General features: G+C 70.8%; 16 protein-coding genes. 9 read left to right on the top strand and 7 right to left on the bottom strand.

The genetic code is table 11. The features are described 5' to 3' along the window. Positions 1–65: 65 nt before the first annotated feature. On the bottom strand, positions 66–1,664 hold the full coding sequence (gene serA, locus ACLQ26_RS09970) for a phosphoglycerate dehydrogenase (RefSeq protein ID WP_425744161.1): 1,599 nt from the start codon (positions 1,662–1,664) through the stop codon (positions 66–68). A 267-nt stretch (positions 1,665–1,931) separates the two neighbouring features. Here serA and ACLQ26_RS09965 point away from each other — a divergent pair, with 267 nt between their 5' ends. After that, positions 1,932–2,921: a hypothetical protein gene (locus ACLQ26_RS09965; protein WP_425744160.1), complete on the top strand. Its 990-nt coding sequence runs from the start codon at positions 1,932–1,934 to the stop codon at positions 2,919–2,921. Positions 2,922–3,010: 89 nt separating this feature from the next. On the opposite strand, the gene ilvC is transcribed toward ACLQ26_RS09965, so the two are convergent. The 4 genes from ilvC to ACLQ26_RS09945 all read right to left on the bottom strand — a co-directional run bounded on the left by ilvC (position 3,011) and on the right by ACLQ26_RS09945 (position 9,081). Further along, positions 3,011–4,024 (bottom strand): ketol-acid reductoisomerase, encoded by a 1,014-nt coding sequence (gene ilvC / locus ACLQ26_RS09960; protein WP_425744159.1) that lies wholly within the window; start codon positions 4,022–4,024, stop codon positions 3,011–3,013. A gap of 56 nt (positions 4,025–4,080) precedes the next feature. Then, positions 4,081–4,596, bottom strand: coding sequence for an acetolactate synthase small subunit (gene ilvN, locus ACLQ26_RS09955; RefSeq protein ID WP_007456364.1), 516 nt, complete (start codon positions 4,594–4,596; stop codon positions 4,081–4,083). 58 nt (positions 4,597–4,654) lie between these two features. After that, complete coding sequence (locus ACLQ26_RS09950; RefSeq protein ID WP_425744158.1) at positions 4,655–6,538, bottom strand: acetolactate synthase large subunit; 1,884 nt, start codon at positions 6,536–6,538, stop codon at positions 4,655–4,657. 188 nt (positions 6,539–6,726) lie between these two features. Further along, positions 6,727–9,081: a putative bifunctional diguanylate cyclase/phosphodiesterase gene (locus ACLQ26_RS09945; RefSeq protein WP_425744400.1), complete on the bottom strand. Its 2,355-nt coding sequence runs from the start codon at positions 9,079–9,081 to the stop codon at positions 6,727–6,729. 129 nt (positions 9,082–9,210) lie between these two features. Here ACLQ26_RS09945 and ilvD point away from each other — a divergent pair, with 129 nt between their 5' ends. After that, a complete protein-coding gene (gene ilvD, locus ACLQ26_RS09940; RefSeq protein WP_425744157.1) occupies positions 9,211–11,058 on the top strand; it encodes a dihydroxy-acid dehydratase in 1,848 nt (615 codons plus the stop codon). A 117-nt stretch (positions 11,059–11,175) separates the two neighbouring features. Here ilvD and ACLQ26_RS09935 read toward each other — a convergent pair whose 3' ends face one another. Continuing rightward, on the bottom strand, positions 11,176–13,209 hold the full coding sequence (locus ACLQ26_RS09935; protein ID WP_425744156.1) for a hypothetical protein: 2,034 nt from the start codon (positions 13,207–13,209) through the stop codon (positions 11,176–11,178). Next, complete coding sequence (locus tag ACLQ26_RS09930) at positions 13,200–13,451, bottom strand: hypothetical protein (RefSeq protein WP_425744155.1); 252 nt, start codon at positions 13,449–13,451, stop codon at positions 13,200–13,202. Before ACLQ26_RS09930 ends, ACLQ26_RS09935 begins: the two co-directional genes overlap by 10 nt. Positions 13,452–13,693: 242 nt before the next feature. On the opposite strand from ACLQ26_RS09930, the gene ACLQ26_RS09925 reads away from it, so the two are divergent. The 7 genes from ACLQ26_RS09925 to ACLQ26_RS09895 all read left to right on the top strand — a co-directional run bounded on the left by ACLQ26_RS09925 (position 13,694) and on the right by ACLQ26_RS09895 (position 18,228). After that, positions 13,694–14,578, top strand: coding sequence for a helix-turn-helix domain-containing protein (locus ACLQ26_RS09925; RefSeq protein ID WP_425744154.1), 885 nt, complete (start codon positions 13,694–13,696; stop codon positions 14,576–14,578). Next, a complete protein-coding gene (locus ACLQ26_RS09920; RefSeq protein ID WP_425744153.1) occupies positions 14,571–14,765 on the top strand; it encodes a DUF397 domain-containing protein in 195 nt (64 codons plus the stop codon). The genes ACLQ26_RS09925 and ACLQ26_RS09920 overlap by 8 nt, the downstream gene beginning before the upstream one ends. Positions 14,766–14,851: 86 nt before the next feature. Continuing rightward, complete coding sequence (locus ACLQ26_RS09915) at positions 14,852–15,112, top strand: hypothetical protein (RefSeq protein WP_425744152.1); 261 nt, start codon at positions 14,852–14,854, stop codon at positions 15,110–15,112. Further along, complete coding sequence (locus tag ACLQ26_RS09910; protein ID WP_425744151.1) at positions 15,109–15,819, top strand: hypothetical protein; 711 nt, start codon at positions 15,109–15,111, stop codon at positions 15,817–15,819. Before ACLQ26_RS09915 ends, ACLQ26_RS09910 begins: the two co-directional genes overlap by 4 nt. Continuing rightward, positions 15,806–16,198: a hypothetical protein gene (locus ACLQ26_RS09905; protein ID WP_425744150.1), complete on the top strand. Its 393-nt coding sequence runs from the start codon at positions 15,806–15,808 to the stop codon at positions 16,196–16,198. Before ACLQ26_RS09910 ends, ACLQ26_RS09905 begins: the two co-directional genes overlap by 14 nt. A 66-nt stretch (positions 16,199–16,264) precedes the next feature. Continuing rightward, the gene (locus ACLQ26_RS09900; RefSeq protein WP_425744149.1) at positions 16,265–16,555 is read left to right on the top strand and encodes a hypothetical protein; all 291 of its coding nucleotides are present in this window, start codon (positions 16,265–16,267) and stop codon (positions 16,553–16,555) included. 275 nt (positions 16,556–16,830) lie between these two features. Beyond that, positions 16,831–18,228: a stress response protein gene (locus tag ACLQ26_RS09895; RefSeq protein ID WP_425744148.1), complete on the top strand. Its 1,398-nt coding sequence runs from the start codon at positions 16,831–16,833 to the stop codon at positions 18,226–18,228. Positions 18,229–18,240: the final 12 nt, after the last annotated feature.

The raw sequence follows: 18,240 nt of genomic DNA, 5'->3' as shown, positions 1-18,240 counted from the left end.
GCGTGTCGCCGGGCCCCCCGTGGTGGTGCCGTCCGCGCCACCTCGGTCGGTGGCGCTACCGCCGCCTACTCGTCGCGCAGGTCCGCCGCGCTGGCGGCGGTCGCGCCGATCGAGTCGGCCGCCGAGGTGAGCAGGTCGGCGCCGAGCGCCTGGTCGACGGTGAGCGTCATCAGGGTCTCGCCGCCCGCCTCACGCCGGGCCACCTGCATCGCGGCGATGTTGATGCCCGACTCGCCGAGCAGCGTGCCGACGGTGCCGACGACGCCCGGCCGGTCGGCGTAGCGCAGGAAGAGCAGGATCCCCTCCGCGGCGATCTCCACGTCGAACCCGTCCACCTCGGTCAGGCGGGGGACGTCGCGGGCGCCGGAGTGGGTGACCGTCCCGGAGACGCTCACGGTCCGGCCGTCCGGCAGAGCGCCGCGCACCGTGACCAGGGTGGGCTGGTCCGCCGTCTCGGCCAGGCTGTCAAGCGTGACCTCCACGCCGCGCTCGGCGGCCAGGTGCGGAGCGTTCACGTAGGTGACCTGCTCCTCCACCACCGAGCTGAACAGGCCCTTCGTCGCGGCGAGCTTGAGCACCGACACGTCGTGGCCCACGATCGCGCCACGCACCTCCACGGCGACGCTGGCGGCCACCCCACCGGCGACGGCGGTGAAGGCCCGGCCCAGCTTCTCGGCCAACGGAAGCAGCGGCCGGACGTCCTCGGCGACCACGCCGCCGGCCTGCACGTTCACCGCGTCCGGGACGAACTCGCCCTGCAACGCCAGCTTCACGCTCTTGGCCACGGCCAGGCCGGCCTTGTCCTGCGCCTCGTGGGTGGAGGCGCCCAGGTGCGGGGTGGCCACCACGTTGTCGAAGGCGAACAGCGGCGAGGAGGTGCAGGGCTCCTTCGAGTAGACGTCGACGCCGGCGCCGGCGACCCGGCCCTCGGCGATGGCGTTCGCGAGCGCCTGCTCGTCCACCAGACCACCGCGGGCGGCGTTCACGATGCGGACGCCGGGCTTGACGATCGCCAGCTCCTTCTCACCGATCAGGCCCACCGTCTCCGGGGTCTTCGGCAGGTGGATGGAGATGAAGTCGCTCTCGCGCAGCAGCTCCTCCAGCCCCACCAGGCGGACCCCGAGCTGCGCCGCACGGGCCGGCTGGATGTACGGGTCGTACGCGATCAGCCGGGTGCCGAACGCGGCGATGCGTTGCGCGAAGAGCACCCCGATGCGGCCGAGACCGACCACGCCGACGGTCTTGCCCTGCACCTCGACGCCCGTGTACTTGGACCGCTTCCACTCCCCCGCCTTGAGGGCGGCGCTGGCGCTCGCGGTGTTGCGGGCCACGGCGAGCAGCAGTGCGACGGCCTGCTCGGCGGCGGAGACGATGTTCGAGGTGGGTGCGTTGACGACCATCACGCCCCGCGCGGTGGCCGCCGGCACCTCGACGTTGTCGAGTCCGACGCCCGCGCGGGCGACCACCTTGAGTCGCGGCGCGGCGGCGACCGCCTCGGCGTCGATCTGGGTCGCGCTGCGCACGATGACGGCGTCGGCCTCGGAGAGCGCCGAGAGCAGGGCCGGGCGGTCGGTGCCGTCGACGTGACGAACGTCGAAGTCGTGAGCGAGCACCTCGATGGCGGCGGGGGCGAGTTCTTCGGCGATCAGTACGACAGGATTCATCGGTCCTCGTAGAGGTCGTGTTTGCGATCGGCCCGGGCGGCGGGGCGCCGCACTGCGCCCCGCGCTGATCCGTGCCGTGGCCGTCAGGTGCCGGCTCAGCGCACCTACAGGCGATCGTAGGGGCCGCGCTGGCTGGCGTGTTCTGGTCTGCGGGGTGAGGGCCCTCACACGCCCGGTCGAGCGACGGACATCAGCCGTTCACCCCGCCGAAACGGTTGCTCGCCTCCGCTAGAACGGGAGGCACAGCCCCTTCGGGAGGAACCGCTCTTGTTGCTCGCCGTGCGCAGCACGCTGCTCCGACAGCTGACCCGCGTCGATCCCGCGCGGTTCGGCCCGAAGCTTGCCGAGGCGTTGGTCACCCGGTCCCAACAGGTGAAAATCCGACGCAGCTTCGTCCCCCGGCGCACCGCCGCCGCGGACGAGGCGGTCGCGCTCTACCGGCGGCTCGTCCAGACCCGACCGGGCCGGCACGAGGTGGGGCTCGCGCGGGCGCTCGTCGCGCAGGGATCGGTCCCCGACGACCGGACCGTCGCCTCCGCGCTCGCGCAGGGCCGGGAGGCGATCGGGTACGTCGAGAACACGACCGACCGGAACGGCCTCGTCGTCCTGGCCTCGGCTCAGCTGATGATGGCCAGACAGCTCTACGCCGACGCTCCACACGATGCGCTGCCGCTGGCCGAGCAGGCCAGGGAGACCTTGCTCCGGTGCGCGCCGCTCGATGCCGGTGAGCGGACGGCGCTGGCCCGGTCCCTCATCGTGCTGGGTCACTGCCAGGCGGTGCTGGGCGAGCCGGCCGAGGCCCTCGTCGTACGGGAGGAGGCGGTCGAGCTGTTTCGGCAGCTTCCCGGCTGGACCCGGCTGAAGTATCTACCCGCCCGACTCGATGCGGTGACCGGGCTGGCGGACTCCCTCGCCGCCCATCGTCGGTGGGCCGAAGCGCTGGCGCTCACCAGTGGTGCCCGCGAGGATCTGACCTTCACGAGCCGTTGGGAACCACTGCGATTCCGACCCGCGCTCGGCACCCTCCTGTTCGTGATCGCCAGATGCCATGCGGGGCTCGGCGAGTCGGAGGCAGCCGTGACGGCCGCCGAGGAGGCGGTCGGGCACTATCGCTGGCTGGCCGAGCAGGACCCCGCTCGATACCAGCGTCGGTTGGTCGTCGCGCTGCGCACGTACGCCGGCATCCTCAAGGACCTCGGCCGGTACGAGAGGGCCGCCTGGGCGGCCGGTGAGGCCGAGGCGATCGAAGACCGCTGACGCGGGGGCGCTACGGCCGACGGCCGACGACCCGCGCTGGGGAGAGCGCTGGGTCACCGGCCGTCGGTGGACCGTTCTGGTGCGGACGGTCAGGCGGTCTCGGTGATCGGGCGGTCGACCCAGCTCATCATGCCGCGCAGCTTCTTGCCGGTCTCCTCGATCGGGTGGGCCGCACCCTCGGCCTGCCACTTCTTGAAGTTCGGCCGGCCCGCCTCGTCCTCGGCGACCCACTCGCGGGCGAACTCGCCGGACTGGATCTCACCGAGGATCTTGCGCATCTCGTCCTTGACGCGGGAGTCGATGATGCGCGGACCACGGGACAGGTCGCCGTACTCGGCGGTGTCGGAGATGCTGTACCGCATCTTCGCGATGCCGCCCTCGTACATGAGGTCGACGATGAGCTTCAGCTCGTGCAGGCACTCGAAGTAGGCCACCTCGGGGGCGTAACCCGCCTCGGTGAGCACCTCGAAGCCGGTCTGCACCAGGGCCGCCGCGCCGCCGCAGAGCACCGCCTGCTCGCCGAAGAGGTCGGTCTCGGTCTCCTCGGTGAAGGTGGTCCGGATCGCGCCGGCACGGGTGCCGCCGATCCCCTTGGCGTACGCGAGGGCCAGCGCGAGCGCGTTGCCGCTGGCGTCCTGCTCGACGGCGACCAGGCAGGGCACACCCTTGCCGTCGACGTACTGGCGGCGGACCAGGTGGCCGGGGCCCTTCGGCGCGACCATCGCCACGTCCACCTCGGCCGGCGGCTTGATGAGCCCGAACCGGATGTTGAAGCCGTGGCCGAAGAAGATGGCCTTGCCCGGGGCGAGGTTCGGGGCGATCGACTCGGCGTACAGGCTGCGCTGGGCGGTGTCCGGCGCGAGCACCATGATCACATCGGCCTCGGCGGCGGCCTGCGCCGGCGTGACGACCCGCAGGCCCTGCTCCTCGGCCTTGGGGCGGCTCTTCGAGCCCTCCGGCAGGCCGATCACCACGTCGACGCCGGAGTCGCGCAGCGACAGCGCGTGGGCGTGGCCCTGGCTGCCGTAGCCGATCACCGCGACCTTCTTGGCCTGGATCAGGCCGAGGTCGGCATCGTCGTCGTAGTACACCTCAACGCTCATGAGACTTCCCTTTCGTACGACGGCCTCGGTGGCCCGTCGTGGTCTGTGCGGATGGGTCAGGCGGCCCGCAGCGCGGGACCGGCGGTGATCGAACGCGAGCCGCGCCCGATCGCCACCAACCCGGACTGGACCATTTCCTTGATGCCGAACGGCTCGAGGTCGCGCAGCAGCGCGTCGAGCTTGTCGGGAGTGCCGGTGGCCTCGATGGTCAGCGTGTCCGGTGCGACGTCGACCACCCGGGCGCGGAACAGGTTGACGGTCTCCAGCACCTGGGACCGGGCGGCCCGGTCGGCGCGGACCTTCACCAGCAGCAACTCCCGGGCGACCGAGACCTGCGGATCCAGTTCAACGATCTTGAGCACGTTGACAAGCTTGTTGAGCTGCTTGGTGACCTGCTCCAGCGGGGACGACTCCGCGTTGACCACGATGGTGATGCGGGAGACGTCCGGGTTCTCGGTCTCGCCCACGGCGAGGCTGTCGATGTTGAACCCGCGCCGGGAGAACAGACCGGAGACCCGGGCGAGCACGCCCGGCTTGTTCTCCACCAGCACGGACAGGGTGTGCATCGTCACTGCGTCTCCTCGGTCATGCCCTCATGACGCTCGCTGCGCTCGGAAAGTTCGGTCATGACTAGATGTCGTCCTCGTCGAAGACCGGGCGGACGCCGCGGGCGAACATGATCTCGTCGTTGCTGGTGCCGGCGGGGACCATCGGCCAGACCATGGCGTCCTTGCCGACCACGAAGTCGATCACCACGGGGGCGTCGTTGATCTCCATGGCGGCGGCGATGGTCTTGTCCACGTCGTCGGCGGTCTCGCACCGCAGCCCGACGCAGCCCAGCGCCTCGGCGAGCTTGACGAAGTCCGGGATGCGGTGCTTGTGGGTGCCCAGTTCGGTGTTGGAGTAGCGCTCGTTGTAGAACAGCGTCTGCCACTGCCGGACCATGCCGAGATTGCCGTTGTTGATCACGGCGATCTTGACCGGGATGCCCTCCAACGCGCAGGTAGCCAACTCCTGATTGGTCATCTGGAAGCAGCCGTCGCCGTCGATCGCCCAGACCACAGTGTCCGGCTTGCCGACCTTCGCGCCCATGGCCGCCGGCACCGCGTAACCCATCGTGCCGAGACCGCCGGAGTTCAACCAGGTGTACGGCTTCTCGTAGGAGATGAACTGGGACGCCCACATCTGGTGCTGCCCCACCCCCGCCACGAAGATCGCGTCCGAGCCGACGATCTCACCCAGCCGCTTGATCACGTAGTGCGGGGAGAGGGTGCCGTCGGACGGCTCCTCGTAGCCCAGCGGGTAGCGGGTGCGCAGGTCGTCCAGCTGGGTCCACCAGTCGCCCAGGTCGGTGCCGCGTCCCGCCGACCGCTCGACGCCCACAGCGGCGATCAGCTCGTCGATGACGTGCCGGGCGTCACCGACGATCGGGACGTCCGCGTGCCGGTTCTTGCCGATCTCGGCGGGGTCGATGTCGGCGTGGACGATTGCCGCGTCCGGGGCGAAGGAGTCGAGCTTGCCGGTGACCCGGTCGTCGAACCGTGCGCCCAACGCGACGATCAGATCGGCCTTCTGCAGGGCGTAGTTTGCCGCGACGGTGCCGTGCATGCCGGGCATCCCCAGGTGCTGCCGGTGCGAGTCGGGGAACGCCCCGAGCGCCATCAGCGTGGTGGTCACCGGGATGCCTGTCAGTTCGGCGAGCTTGCGCAGCCCCTCGGTGGCGCCGGCCTTGAGCACCCCACCACCCACGTAGAGCACCGGCCGGCGGGCGCCGGCCATCAGTCGGGCCGCCTCGCGGATCTGCTTGCCGTGCGGGTGCAGGGTGGGCCGGTAGCCCGGCAGGTCCAGCGTGGGCGGCCAGGCGAAGGTGGTCGGCGCCTGGAGCACGTCCTTGGGGATGTCGACGAGCACCGGGCCCGGCCGGCCGGTGCTGGCCAGGTGGAACGCCTCGGCCAGCACCTGCGGGATCTCCTCGGGGGTCTGCACGAGGAAGTTGTGCTTGGTGATCGGCAGCGTGATGCCCTGGATGTCCGCCTCCTGGAAGGCGTCCGTGCCGATCGAGGGGCGGGCCACCTGGCCGGTGATCGCCACCATCGCCACCGAGTCCATGTACGCGTCGGCGATCGGCGTGACCAGGTTTGTCGCACCCGGGCCGGAGGTGGCGATGCAGACGCCGACCTTGCCGGTGGCCTGCGCGTACCCGGTCGCCGCGTGCCCGGCGCCCTGTTCGTGGCGGACCAGGATGTGCCGGACTGTGGAGTCGTAGAGCGGGTCGTACGCCGGCAGGATCGCACCGCCCGGGATGCCGAAGACGACGTCGACGCCGAGCGCCTCAAGGGACCGCACCAGCGAGCCGGCGCCGGAGACCTGGGCCGGGGCGGCTGTCCGTACGGCCGGGGCGGCCGGGGTGGCCGCGGGGCGCGTGGCGGCGGGGTCGACGGCGCCGGCCGGGTCGGCGGTCGCGCGGGCCCGCCGGGCGGTGTGGGCGAGGGTCTCGGGCGTGGGTCTCGTCATGGCGGTTCTGGCCTTCGGCTGGAGTGGCTGGGGCTTGTTCAGCGATGCGAGGCGGGCGTGGGCCCGTCGCGACAGGTTCCGACGGCAATAAAAACGGCCCTCGTGCAGATGCACGGGGCCAGCGCACTCTCGATGAGGGAGAGTGCGCTCAGGTAAGTACTCGCAGCGACCGGTACGACGACATGCGGCTAAGCCTGACGCATCTCACGCGATGAGTCAACTGATCCCACATGTTGGTTGACGGAGGGCGGCGAGTCGGCCGGCGCCGCGCCGTCACCGGGCGGCATGACCTGCCCGGACCCGCCGGAAACCCGGCGCGGAGCGGGCAGTGGGGCGGGCCGCGCGCCGGGCGAGGTGGCCGCCTCCAGCATCGCCTCCAGGTGCTCGGCAGGCACCCCCCAGCCGAACAGCGCGCCCTGCCCGAACCGGCAGCCCGCGGCCACCACAGCGGCCAACTCGGTAGGGGTGGTGACCCCCTCGGCGATGACCTCCAGGCCCAACTGGTGGCCCAGCCGCATGACGATGTCGACCATCGGCGCGAACGCCGGACCGTCCTGGCCCACCGGGCGGACCGGCTCGTGCTCGGCGACCAGGCTGTGGTCGATCTTCAGGATGTCGATCGGCAGGCGGCGCAGCTGCCCCAGGGACGAGTAGCCGGCGCCGAAGTCGTCGAGCGCGATCCGTACGCCGGTCAGCCGCAGCGCGGTCAACCGCCGGATCAGCTCGTCCAGGTCGGTGGCGACCGCGTGCTCGGTGACCTCCAGCACCAGCCGCTGCGGCGGCACGTGGTGGGCGCGCAGCGCCTCGGCGACCTGGACCACGTACTCCGGGGCGTGCAGCTCGCGCGGCGAGACGTTCACCGAGACCCAGACGTCGTGCCCGTCGGCAAGCCACCGGGAGAGCTGGTAGCAGGCCTGGTGCAGCACCCACGCCCCCAGGGTGGCGATCATCCCGCACTCCTCGGCGAGCGGGATGAACTCGTCCGGGCGGATGTTGCCCAGCTCGGGGTGGCGCCAGCGCAGCAGCGCCTCCGCGCCGACCGGCCGCACCGACGGCAGCGACGCCACCGGCTGGAAGGCCAGCCGCAGCTCGTCGCGCTCGATCGCACCCCGCAACTCGTGCTCCAGCGTGGTGCGGCGACGAAGCAACTGGTCGTACGCGGCGTCGTAACGCTCGATCCGGTTCTTGCCGCGTTGCTTGGCGTAGCGCAGCGCCAGGTCGGCGTGGCGCAGCAGCAGCTCCACGTCCGGTTCGCCGGCCCACCCGGCCACGCCGATGCTCACGGACAGGAAGACCGGGCCCTCGGGCTGGTCGTACGGCCGGTTGAGCACGCCGAGCAGCCGCTCGGCCACCCGGTCCGCCTCGGCCGGCCGGGCCGGCATGAGCACGGCGAACTCGTCGCCGCCGAGCCGCGCCGCCACGTCACCCGGGCGCAGGTTCCCGCGCAGCCGGCGGCCCACCTCGGCCAGCACGGCGTCGCCCACGTCGTGGCCCCGCATGTCGTTGACGTTCTTGAAGCCGTCCAGGTCCAGACCGAGCAGGACGCACGGGGTGCCGGCCGCGGCGCCGTCGTGCAGCGCCCGCAGCAGCCCTCGCCGGTTGGCCAGCGACGTCAGCGGGTCGGTGTGCGCCAGCTCGCGGAAGTGCGCCTCCCGCTCGGCCAGCCGACCGGCGTAGTCCCGGACGTCCTTGAGGGTGAGGTACTGCCGGGCCACCAGGGCGAAGCCCTCCACGCTGCCGGCGACGATGGCGGGGGCCGTGAACCGCCCGTCCTGGAGCAGGTGGTACATCGCCGAGGCCGCCATGGCCAGCATCGGGGCGATGGCGTACTCGCCGTCGCGACCGATCAGGTCCAGTTCGACGTGCCCGGGCCGGTCGGCCTGGTAGACGGCGAGCCCGACGGTCAGCAGGCCGGCGGCCAGCACCGCGGCGCCGGCGAGCGCCATGGTCGGCCCCGCCTGGCAGAGCCCCGCGCTGAGGCCCAGCCCGCCGCAGCTCACCGCGCTGATCCCGGCCGCGAGCACGGCCAGCCGCTGGCGCGGGGCGGCGGCCCGGAAGACGACGATCACGGCGAGGCCGGCACCGAGCGCCGCGCTCACCGTCGCCACCAGGATCGCCGGGCAGGCCATCGGGGTGGCGGCGCCGAGCAGCCGGGTCGGCTCCGAGAAGAACACCCAGCCGACGAACCAGAGCGCCGCCGCCATGGTCAGACCGTCCAGGGCGAGTCGGGCGGTCCCCGCGGCGGTGGCGGCGACCCCCGGCAGCCGGAGCAGCCCGGCCGCGAAGGCCAGCCCGCTCACCGCCGTGCCGATCGCCGCCACGGTGGCCCAGCCGGTGCGCTGCCCCTGCTCGTGGACCCAGTGGTCGCTCGTCGAGAGCACTGCCACCAGCCCGACCAGCAGACTGGCCAGGGACGTCCCCGCGGCCGCCGCGAGCAGCAGGTGCGCCGGCCGGCGCGGCCCGCTGCGTCGCCGGGCGACCATGGTCAGCAGCACGGTCGCCGCGGCGGCGACCACGCCGCTCAGCGCCGCGACGGCGACCATGCCCGGGGGGAGATGCACGCCATCAAGAGTGCCGGATGAGCGCACGCCGTGGGAGACCGGATGTGCATCTGTTGGGACACGGCGGATACTCCGGATGCCCGACGCGCCGGCGGTGTCATGCTGGTACGCATGCCTGAGCTGCGATCGAGGACTTCCACACACGGTCGGACGATGGCCGGCGCCCGGGCCCTCTGGCGGGCCACCGGGATGACCGACGACGATTTCGGCAAGCCGATCGTCGCCATCGCCAACAGTTTCACCCAGTTCGTGCCGGGTCACGTCCACCTGAAGGACATGGGCGGTCTGGTCGCCGACGCGGTGGCCGAGGCCGGCGGCGTCGGCCGGGAGTTCAACACGATCGCTGTCGACGACGGCATCGCCATGGGCCACGGCGGCATGCTCTACTCCCTGCCCAGTCGGGAGTTGATCGCCGACGCGGTGGAGTACATGGTCAACGCGCACTGCGCCGACGCCCTGGTCTGCATCTCGAACTGCGACAAGATCACCCCGGGCATGTTGCTGGCCGCGCTGCGCCTCAACATCCCTACCGTCTTCGTCTCCGGCGGCCCCATGGAGGCCGGCAAGACGACGGCGATCGAGGGCGTCGTGCACAGCAAGATCGACCTGATCGACGCGATGATCGCCTCCTCGAACGAGGCGGTCACCGACGAGCAGCTCGGCGAGATCGAACGCTCCGCCTGCCCCACCTGCGGCTCCTGCTCCGGGATGTTCACTGCCAACTCGATGAACTGCCTCACCGAGGCGATCGGGCTCGCGCTGCCCGGCAACGGTTCGACGCTCGCCACCCACGCCGCGCGCCGGTCGCTCTTCGTCGAGGCCGGCCGCACCGTCGTCGAGATCTCCAAGCGGTGGTACGACGGCGACGACGACTCGGTGCTTCCCCGCACCGTCGCCTCCAAGGCCGCCTTCGAGAACGCGGTCGCCCTGGACGTGGCGATGGGCGGCTCCACCAACACGGTGCTGCACCTGCTCGCCGCCGCCCGCGAGGCGGAACTGGACTTCGGTGTCGCCGACATCGACGCCATCTCCCGGCGGGTGCCGTGCCTCGCCAAGGTCGCCCCGAACTCCCCGAAGTACCACATGGAGGACGTGCACCGGGCCGGTGGCATCCCGGCGATCCTCGGCGAACTGGACCGGGCCGGGCAGCTCAACCGCGACGTGCACGCCGTGCACTCCCCCTCGCTGGCCCAGTGGCTCACCGACTGGGACGTGCGGGGCGGCTCACCGACGCCGACAGCGGTCGAGCTGTTCCACGCGGCACCCGGCGGGGTGCGCACCGTCGAACCGTTCTCCACCACAAACCGCTGGTCGTCGCTGGACACCGACGCGGCCGAGGGCTGCATCCGCGACCGCGAGCACGCATACTCCGCCGACGGCGGTCTCGCCATCCTGCACGGCAACCTGGCCCCGGAAGGCTGTGTGGTGAAGACCGCCGGCGTGCCGGACGACTGCCTGACCTTCCGCGGCCCGGCCAAGGTGTACGAGTCGCAGGACGACGCGGTGACCGCGATCCTCGCCAAGCAGGTCGTCGCCGGCGACGTCGTGGTGATCCGCTACGAGGGGCCGAAGGGCGGCCCCGGCATGCAGGAGATGCTCTACCCCACCTCGTTCCTCAAGGGTCGCGGGCTGGGCCGCTCCTGCGCGCTGCTCACCGACGGCCGCTTCTCCGGCGGCACGTCCGGCCTCTCCATCGGGCACGCCTCCCCCGAGGCCGCCTCCGGCGGGTTGATCGCCCTGGTCCGCGAGGGCGACGAGATCGTCATCGACATTCCGGGCCGGTCGATCTCCCTCAACGTGGCGGAGGACGAGCTGGAGGCGCGACGCGTCGCCGAGGAGAAGCGCGACAAGCCGTACACCCCTACCGACCGGCAGCGGCCGGTGTCGGCGGCGCTGCGCGCGTACGCCTCGATGGCCACCTCGGCCAGCGACGGCGCCTACCGCCGCGTCCCGGAGTAACCACCGGGGCCGCGGCAGCCCCATGATCAACACGACGTCGCCGATATCGGGGTGTCCCCTCGGGCCGGAAACCCCGATATCAGCGATCTCGTGTCGATCAACGCGCCGGACAGGCCTTCAGGCCAATCGGAGATCGCGCAGGTTGGGTCCTGCGGCGAGGAGGCGTACGCCGTCGTCGTCGTGTCGGTGCACGGCGCAGCCGGCGCGGGTGAAGCGCACGGTGACCGCCTGCCCGGCGTGCCGGGCGGCGAGCCGGAGCAGGTCCGGCTCGGGGTCGGCGACAAGGTCGCGTGGCCCCGACCAGGGCACCGGGATCGGGACCGCCGGGTCGGTCGGGGCGGCCCCGGCGACGGCGTCGGTCAGGCATTCCCGGCACCAGGCCAGAGCGGCAGCCAGGCTTGGCCGGTAGGGCAGGCCGTCGGGGCGCACGGGAGCGTCACGCGGCTGCACCTCGACCGACCAGTGCAGGCCGTCGGCCAGCAACGGGTCACCACTGTGGTGCCGCAGGTCGCGCACGGCCACCACGAGGGCCAGGTCGAGGCCCAGTGCGAGCCGCAGCAGCTCGACCAGCGGCGGCGCGTCGGGAGGCGCCGCCACCACGATCAAGCGGCCGGCGGCAGTGCCGCGCCCGGCACCGCGCACGTGCTCGCCGACCGGGTCGGCCCCGGCCCGGGGCAGGGTGACGTACCCGTCGCGCAGGTCCCGGTCGACGTCGAGCCCGCCGTCGGCGTCGCGGAGGTCCTCGGGCCGCGCGCCGAGGACTGCCGACCAGGAGCCGAGACGGTAGCGGTCGGGTAGCTGCACGACGGGCCGGCCGTTGGGCTGGGTGGCGACCAGCGGCGCGACCTCGGGTGTGCCGGCCCGCCAGGTCAGGTGCATCGCCCGGTGCCGCAGGTCGGTGACGGTGACCAGCAGGGTTTGGTGCAGGCGGTTGGTGCCGCCGCAGGTGAAACAGCGCAGGGCCGAGGGCCGCAGGCCGGCCCCCCAGCAGTGCGGGCAGTCGGATTCGGCAGGCCGATCGCCGAGCCGACACTCACAGGTCCGTAGCCGGTCGTGCAGTCGACAGTCCGGGCAGGGCCACCAGTCGACGGGTTCACCCAGCCAGGACGGGTCGGGTGGTTCGTAGCCGCGGCTCAGCGGCACTCGCACACTGCGGACCACCTGCCCGGTGGGCTGCTCCGCGAGAATCTCGACCGGCTCACCGGGGCGCAGCGTGGTGTGCCACCAGCGGCCGTCACGCCCGAGGGCTTGCGCGCCGGGCAGTTCGTCGCCGTCTGTCGCGTCGACGCAGTCCGCGAGGATGCGGCGTTCGAGCTGGTCGACGTCCACAGTCGGCGCGACGGGTGGGCGCGGCGAGCCGGGGCGCAACAGCCGGGCGGGGGCGGCCAAGCCACGCTCGGCAAGACCGGTGAGCGCGTCGCCAACGTCGGTGCACGTCAGCGCTTCCGGCAGGTCCTGCCAGGGGCCGGGCGAGCCGGGTGGCACCGACGAGCCGGGCACCTCGTAGCGGACGGCCCACCCGAACCCCGCGCCCTGCCGGCGGACCTCGACGACCAGGTCGAGCAGCAGCAGGTCGGCCAGCGCACAGAGCCGGGCCAGCCGGGCGGCCGGGTCGACGGCGGGCGCGGCGCTCGACCGTCCCAGCACCAGCCGCCAGGGAGCGTGATCGGCGCGCAGGATCGCGTGGGCCTCCAGTTCATGCCGCTGCGCGACGGGCAGATCGGGTCGCCACTGCCGGTCCAGCCACAGCGACGGCACGTCGGCGTCGTCCATGACCGCGCCGACGGTGGCGGCGAGTTCGCGTACCCGGGGAGCAAGGTCGACCACCCAGTGGCCCGCCGGGTCGGGATGGGGGTCGAGGCCGCCGGGCACGACCTGGTGGGACGCGACCGCGCCGGTGTCCAGGTTGGCGACGGTGACCACGAGCTGCGCCCGCCGCCGGCCGCGCCGCGCGCAGCGATAACAGGGGTACGCGACACTGCCCGCGCCCCGACACTGCTCGCACTCCCGGTACGCCTCCCGAGGCAGCGCGGGGACGTCGGCGTCGGCGAGGAACCGGTCGCCGTAGGTGGTGCACCGGCACGGGTCCAGCGTGAAGGTCATCCCGTCGCAGTCGGGGCAGGTGACGACGGGCGCGGCGGTCACCGACACCGCCGGGCAGTGCATTCGCCGTCGTGCTCGACGCGCCGCACGCACCGCCGGCCGCCGTCGAGCGGCAGGTCGCAGAAGACCCGATGGCGTACGCCCTGAGCGTCCTCGGCGGACACGGTGGTCTCGCCCGCGTCCACCTCGGACAGGAAGGTCAGAGAGCGGGCCAGAGTGCCGGCGAAGTGCTGGGCGGCCGGCAGGTCGGCGGCGGTGAACGGCAGGTGCGCCACCCAGCGAGGGCTCATCGGACGGCCGTCGGCTCGGTTCGAAGAAACGCGCGCATGCCTTCTCCTCACTGGCGGATTGGTTTAACAATCGGCGGCCGACGGGAATTGCGCGTCATCGCCTTTGTCGGACCTATCTTGTAAGGTCAGGGGCGCTATCGCAATGAATGTCGACTCACCCTGTTCCGTTAATTGTGGGCAACATTCCCCTGTTGCAGAACGGCCGTCGGGATGTTGCAAAATCCAACAGGAAGGAGAGCCGCGTGGCCGACGACATGGGCTCGACGGTGCCCCGACGGCAACTCGGCCGGGCGCTACGTGACCTGCGCACCGAGGCGGGGGCGACCCTGGACGCGGTCGCCGAGGCGCTGGAGTGCAGCCGACAGAAGGTGTGGCGGATCGAGAGCGGGCTCGGCTCGGTGCGCGGGGTCGACGTCCGAGCGATGTGTGAGCTGTACGGGGCGACGGGCGAGCTGACCCGTGCGCTGACCTCCCTGGCCGGCGAGACCAGGGCGAAGGGCTGGTGGCACGCGTACGGCGACGCCGTCCCCGAATGGTTCGAGCTGTACGTCGGCCTCGAATCCGCAGCGTCGAGACTCCGGTTCTACAAGAACAGCCTCGTGCCGGGCATTCTGCAGAGCCGCGACTACGCCCGGGGCATCTACCGCATCGATCAGCCCGACATGAGCGAGGACGACCGGGAGCGCGCCGTCGAGCTTCGCCTGCAACGGCAGTCCCTGCTGACCCGCCGCCTGCCCCGAGCACCGCAGATGCAAGTGGTGCTCTGCGAGTCGGTGCTCCTTCGGCCGGTAAGCGATTCCGGCACCATGGCGGGACAACTGAGCCACCTGCTGACTATGACCCGGCTGCCGAACGTGTCGATTCGCGTGCTGCCCCTCATCGCTGGACCGCACCAGGGGACCGTCGCTGGAGAGTTCGTGCTCCTTGACTTTCCGCCTGGGAACCGGACCACGCCCGAGCCACCGGTGGTCTACAGCGAGGCGATTACCGGCGCGCTCTATCTCGACCGCCCCAACGAGTTCGCGGCCTATGAAAAGGTCTGGTCGAGCCTGCTGTCACTGGCCCTCGATGAGGGACAATCGTTCCAACTAATCAACAAGATCATCGGGGAGGTCCACCGTGGTTGACCTAACGGGCGCATCTTGGCGCAAGAGCACCCGCAGCGCGGGCAACGGCGGCGAGTGTGTCGAGGTTGCCGACAACCTGCCCGGCATCGTCGCCGTCCGTGACAGCAAGGATCCGCACGGCCCGGCCCTGACCTTCGCCCCTATCGCCTGGGCCACCTTCGTGCGAGAGACCCGCACCTCCCGCTGAGCCCACGGTGGGGGCTTCAGGCGACCTGGGGCGCCCACCCGTCGCCGGGGCTGCGCTCGACGACCGGGCTCAGCTAACGTGCGACGGTGACCATCGGCGATGTCAAGGTGACGATCCGGAAGGGCGATCAAGCGCTCGACAACGCTCGGATGAGCGTCGAGAAGGCCAACGCCAGACTCGCCGACGCGTCTGCACTGGCAATCGCCACCCTGCATGACAGTGAACGCGGCGAGGCGCAGGAGTCCCGCAAAGCTCTCCGCGAAGCTGCGAACGAAGTTGAGTTGGTGCTTCGCCGAATCAAGGCGGCTAAGGATCACGCTGCCGCCTACCTCGCCATCATCGGATGAGCGGAAGCCTCGGCGACGTCGTCGCCCAGCTACGAAGCGCCATCGACGCTCTGCACAGCGCCGCAGTTGTCGCGCGACGCGCCCAGGCTGACGCGGAAGAGGCCAACGCGCACTACACCCAGGCAGCGCAGGGCAGCAGTCACCCCGAACTCGTCGGCACTGTGGCAGAGAGCAGGACCGCCAGCGAGAAGGCTGGCAAACTTGCCCGCCTGATCAGCGAGGCGGCCGACAGCATCGGCGCCTACTCCAAGGCGATCGCCCCCGGCTCTGCACCGACCACAGAGCCATCTGACGCGGCCACGCCGTCCGGTGAGGATTTGCTCGCCGAGACGGCCGAGCGCGAGTCCGCACGGAAGAACGTCGCCTCCTTCCTGAGTACGATGACCAGGAAGGTCGAGGACGTCCAGGACAACACCCAGAAGTCGGTGGCGGCGGCCCGGGAAGCGTTCACGATTATCCGAGGTCCACATGGCCCGTCAGGGGCCCAACAACCCGGCACCACAACCCCGACGGCCGGCCCTACGGTAGGGCAACGTCTCCTCAACGAAGCACCGGATGCGGCGGGACACCTCGTCGTGGTAGGGCTGGTGGCGGGCATTGCCGTCCACCGCTCTGTCTTATCGATCCGCAAGGGAATAGCGAGGTTACGAGATCGTGAGCGTACGGACCGAGTTCAGCGACCTGATCCGCGCGATGGCACGACGTGACTGGGGCACGGTGGACCAACTCCTGGATGGGTTGGAGTCCTCCGGCTGGCGCGGCGGGAACCAGGTGATCGGCGCTGCCTTCGCCATCGCGGTCAACGACCGCTTCGCCGCCACCCACTCTCCCACCGACGTCGCACGCTTCGTCGCCGAGACGCGCACCCAGTTCCCAGGCGCGGAGTCGCTGCCCGCCCTGGAGATGGAAGGCCTGGTCCGCGCGGCCCTCGGTGAGGTCGGACTGATCCACAATCTCAGCCCTGAGACTGCCCTCCAGATGCAAATCGTGTTCCTCGGCAAGCTGCTCCAGGACCGCGATCTCACCGAGACGCAGCTTGAAGAGTTCGTCGCCGACGTGGAACGCACGGCAGCCGAATACCTGTAGTCAGCGGGGCTGCGTGGCCCCATTCATCTCCGATAGTGTCCGTCCGACCACGCAAACGTGAACTCAATGCGCGATCGTCAGGCGGAGGGCGACATGGCCAGCATCGAGGAAGTCAAGGCGGCGCTGATGCAGGCCGCCGAACAGGGCAACGCCACCATCAACCAGATCCGGGCCGCCGCCGAGAACACCGAACAGATGCTGGCCCGACTACGCGCCATCTCCGCCGGCACGGGTCATCCGACGATCACCGAAGCTATCGCCCGGGGCGAACAGAGCAAGCAACGCCTGGCCGAAGCGATGGCTCTCGTTCAGGGCAGCTCGGAGGCGGCACGCCGCTACATCAGCGTCCTCGGCTGAAAGGCATCGCTCTTGTCGAAGCGCGCGACTCCGATGAGGGCCGCGAGTAAGCCCTCGGAGTAGCCAGACCCGCAGTCAGTTACCGGACAGAATTGCCAACAGGGACCGAACCGATGAGACCGAGGTCTCCGACCGGCAAACGGAGTCGGCCGGGCGGATCGCCCGACAGGCGACCGGGCACCTCTTTCCATTCGTACGCGCCGACGGTCACGCCGATTTCCGGCCCCTATCGGGAGTAGCTTCTCGTACCACCGCCTTTACGAGGAGTCACTTGTATGTCTGAGGAGACCTGGCTCGCTGCCCGCCTGATCCCCACGTCGGGCATCAACGGAGCAGAGGAACAAGAACGTCGGGCCACCTCCGCCCTGCTCGCGGTAATGAGCGCGGTCCGGGAGTTCGGGCGTGTCCTGACCCAGTCCCTCGGTGCTCCGGCCGGAACGGTGCAGACCTTCATCGAGGTCCCGTTCAAGCTTGGCAACCAGCAGCTTTTCCCGGACGGCCTGATCCGCGTTACACGAGGGCAGCGGCAGTGGACCGCGCTGGTCGAGGTGAAGACCGGCGGCAACGCGCTGAAGACCGAGCAGTTGGAGGCATACCTGGACATCGCACGGGAGCAGGGCTTCGACGCCCTCATCACGATCTCCAACGAGATCGCCCCCATTCCGGGTCAGCATCCGACCGCGATTGATCGCCGGAAGCTGCGCAAGGTCGCCCTGTACCACCTTCCCTGGACGGAGATCCTGACCCAGGCGGTGATTCAGAAGGAATACCGCGGCGTTGCAGACCCGGACCAGGCGTGGATCTTGGGCGAGCTGATCAGGTATCTCGAGCATCCCCGCTCTGGCGCACTGGAGTTCAGCGACATGGGGCCGGCCTGGGTGCAGGTACGCGATGGAGTGTCGGCCGGAACATTGCGAGCCGGCGACAGCGGCGCGGCCGACGTGGCCGGCCGATTCGACGCCTTGATCCGCTACGCCTGCCTGCGGCTCGGCAGGCAGTTGGGTACTGATGTCACCCCCGCGCTGAGCCGCCGCGACCTCACCGATCCGGCCGCACGCACCCAGACGCTGGTCAACCAGCTCGTCACGACCGGGACACTGACCGGCAGCATCAGAATTCCTGGCGCCGTCGGCCACCTTCAGGTCACGGCCGATCTGCGGGCCGGACAGATCTCCTGCCATGTCGACGTGGACGCCCCACGTACCGGCCGCCCGACCACGAGAGTGAACTGGCTGATCCGCCAGCTGAAAGATGCGCCGGAGAGTGTCCGGATCGAAGCGTTCGCCATGCACGCCCGGGGCGGTGGAGCGACCGACCTCCTGCGCCAGGTCCGGACCGAGCCCACGACGCTGATCGCCGACCCCGCGCGCGAGCTACGGGCCTTCCGAGTCGCCCAGACCACGGCAGCGGGGACCAAGCGGGGCAGCGGACGGGGCGCATTCATCGACTCCGTGCTGCACGCGATCGACGACTTCTACGAGCAGATCATCCAGAACCTGAAGCCATGGATGCCGGCACCGCCACGTCTGCGCACGCCGGACGACGTCACGCCCGTGCAGCCAGTCGCCGCCAGTCTCGTCTCCACCGCCATCTCCTCTCAGGACAGCCCGGACTTCGACACCCCGCCGACGAGGGTTGCCAACTCTGCGATTGGCTCCGACTCCGAGGAGTGACCACCGTCCTCG

Origin of the sequence: Micromonospora sp. DT43 (genome assembly GCF_049841645.1) — a bacterium.
In the GTDB taxonomy this organism is placed as follows: domain Bacteria; phylum Actinomycetota; class Actinomycetes; order Mycobacteriales; family Micromonosporaceae; genus Micromonospora.
Note: the sequence above shows the minus strand (reverse complement) of the source record. Positions and strands in the feature narration are given on the sequence as shown.

Bases quoted from the DNA above. Each gene is read 5' to 3' on its own strand.
- serA (WP_425744161.1), bottom strand. From the start codon at position 1,664: ATGAATCCTGTCGTACTGATCGCCGAAGAACTCGCCCCCGCCGCCATC.
- ilvC (WP_425744159.1), bottom strand. From the start codon at position 4,024: ATGAGCGTTGAGGTGTACTACGACGACGATGCCGACCTCGGCCTGATC.
- ACLQ26_RS09950 (WP_425744158.1), bottom strand. From the start codon at position 6,538: ATGACGAGACCCACGCCCGAGACCCTCGCCCACACCGCCCGGCGGGCC.
- ACLQ26_RS09945 (WP_425744400.1), bottom strand. From the start codon at position 9,081: ATGGTCGCCGTCGCGGCGCTGAGCGGCGTGGTCGCCGCCGCGGCGACC.
- ilvD (WP_425744157.1), top strand. From the start codon at position 9,211: ATGCCTGAGCTGCGATCGAGGACTTCCACACACGGTCGGACGATGGCC.
- ACLQ26_RS09930 (WP_425744155.1), bottom strand. From the start codon at position 13,451: ATGAGCCCTCGCTGGGTGGCGCACCTGCCGTTCACCGCCGCCGACCTG.
- ACLQ26_RS09910 (WP_425744151.1), top strand. From the start codon at position 15,109: ATGAGCGGAAGCCTCGGCGACGTCGTCGCCCAGCTACGAAGCGCCATC.
- ACLQ26_RS09905 (WP_425744150.1), top strand. From the start codon at position 15,806: ATGGCACGACGTGACTGGGGCACGGTGGACCAACTCCTGGATGGGTTG.
- ACLQ26_RS09900 (WP_425744149.1), top strand. From the start codon at position 16,265: ATGCGCGATCGTCAGGCGGAGGGCGACATGGCCAGCATCGAGGAAGTC.
- ACLQ26_RS09895 (WP_425744148.1), top strand. From the start codon at position 16,831: ATGTCTGAGGAGACCTGGCTCGCTGCCCGCCTGATCCCCACGTCGGGC.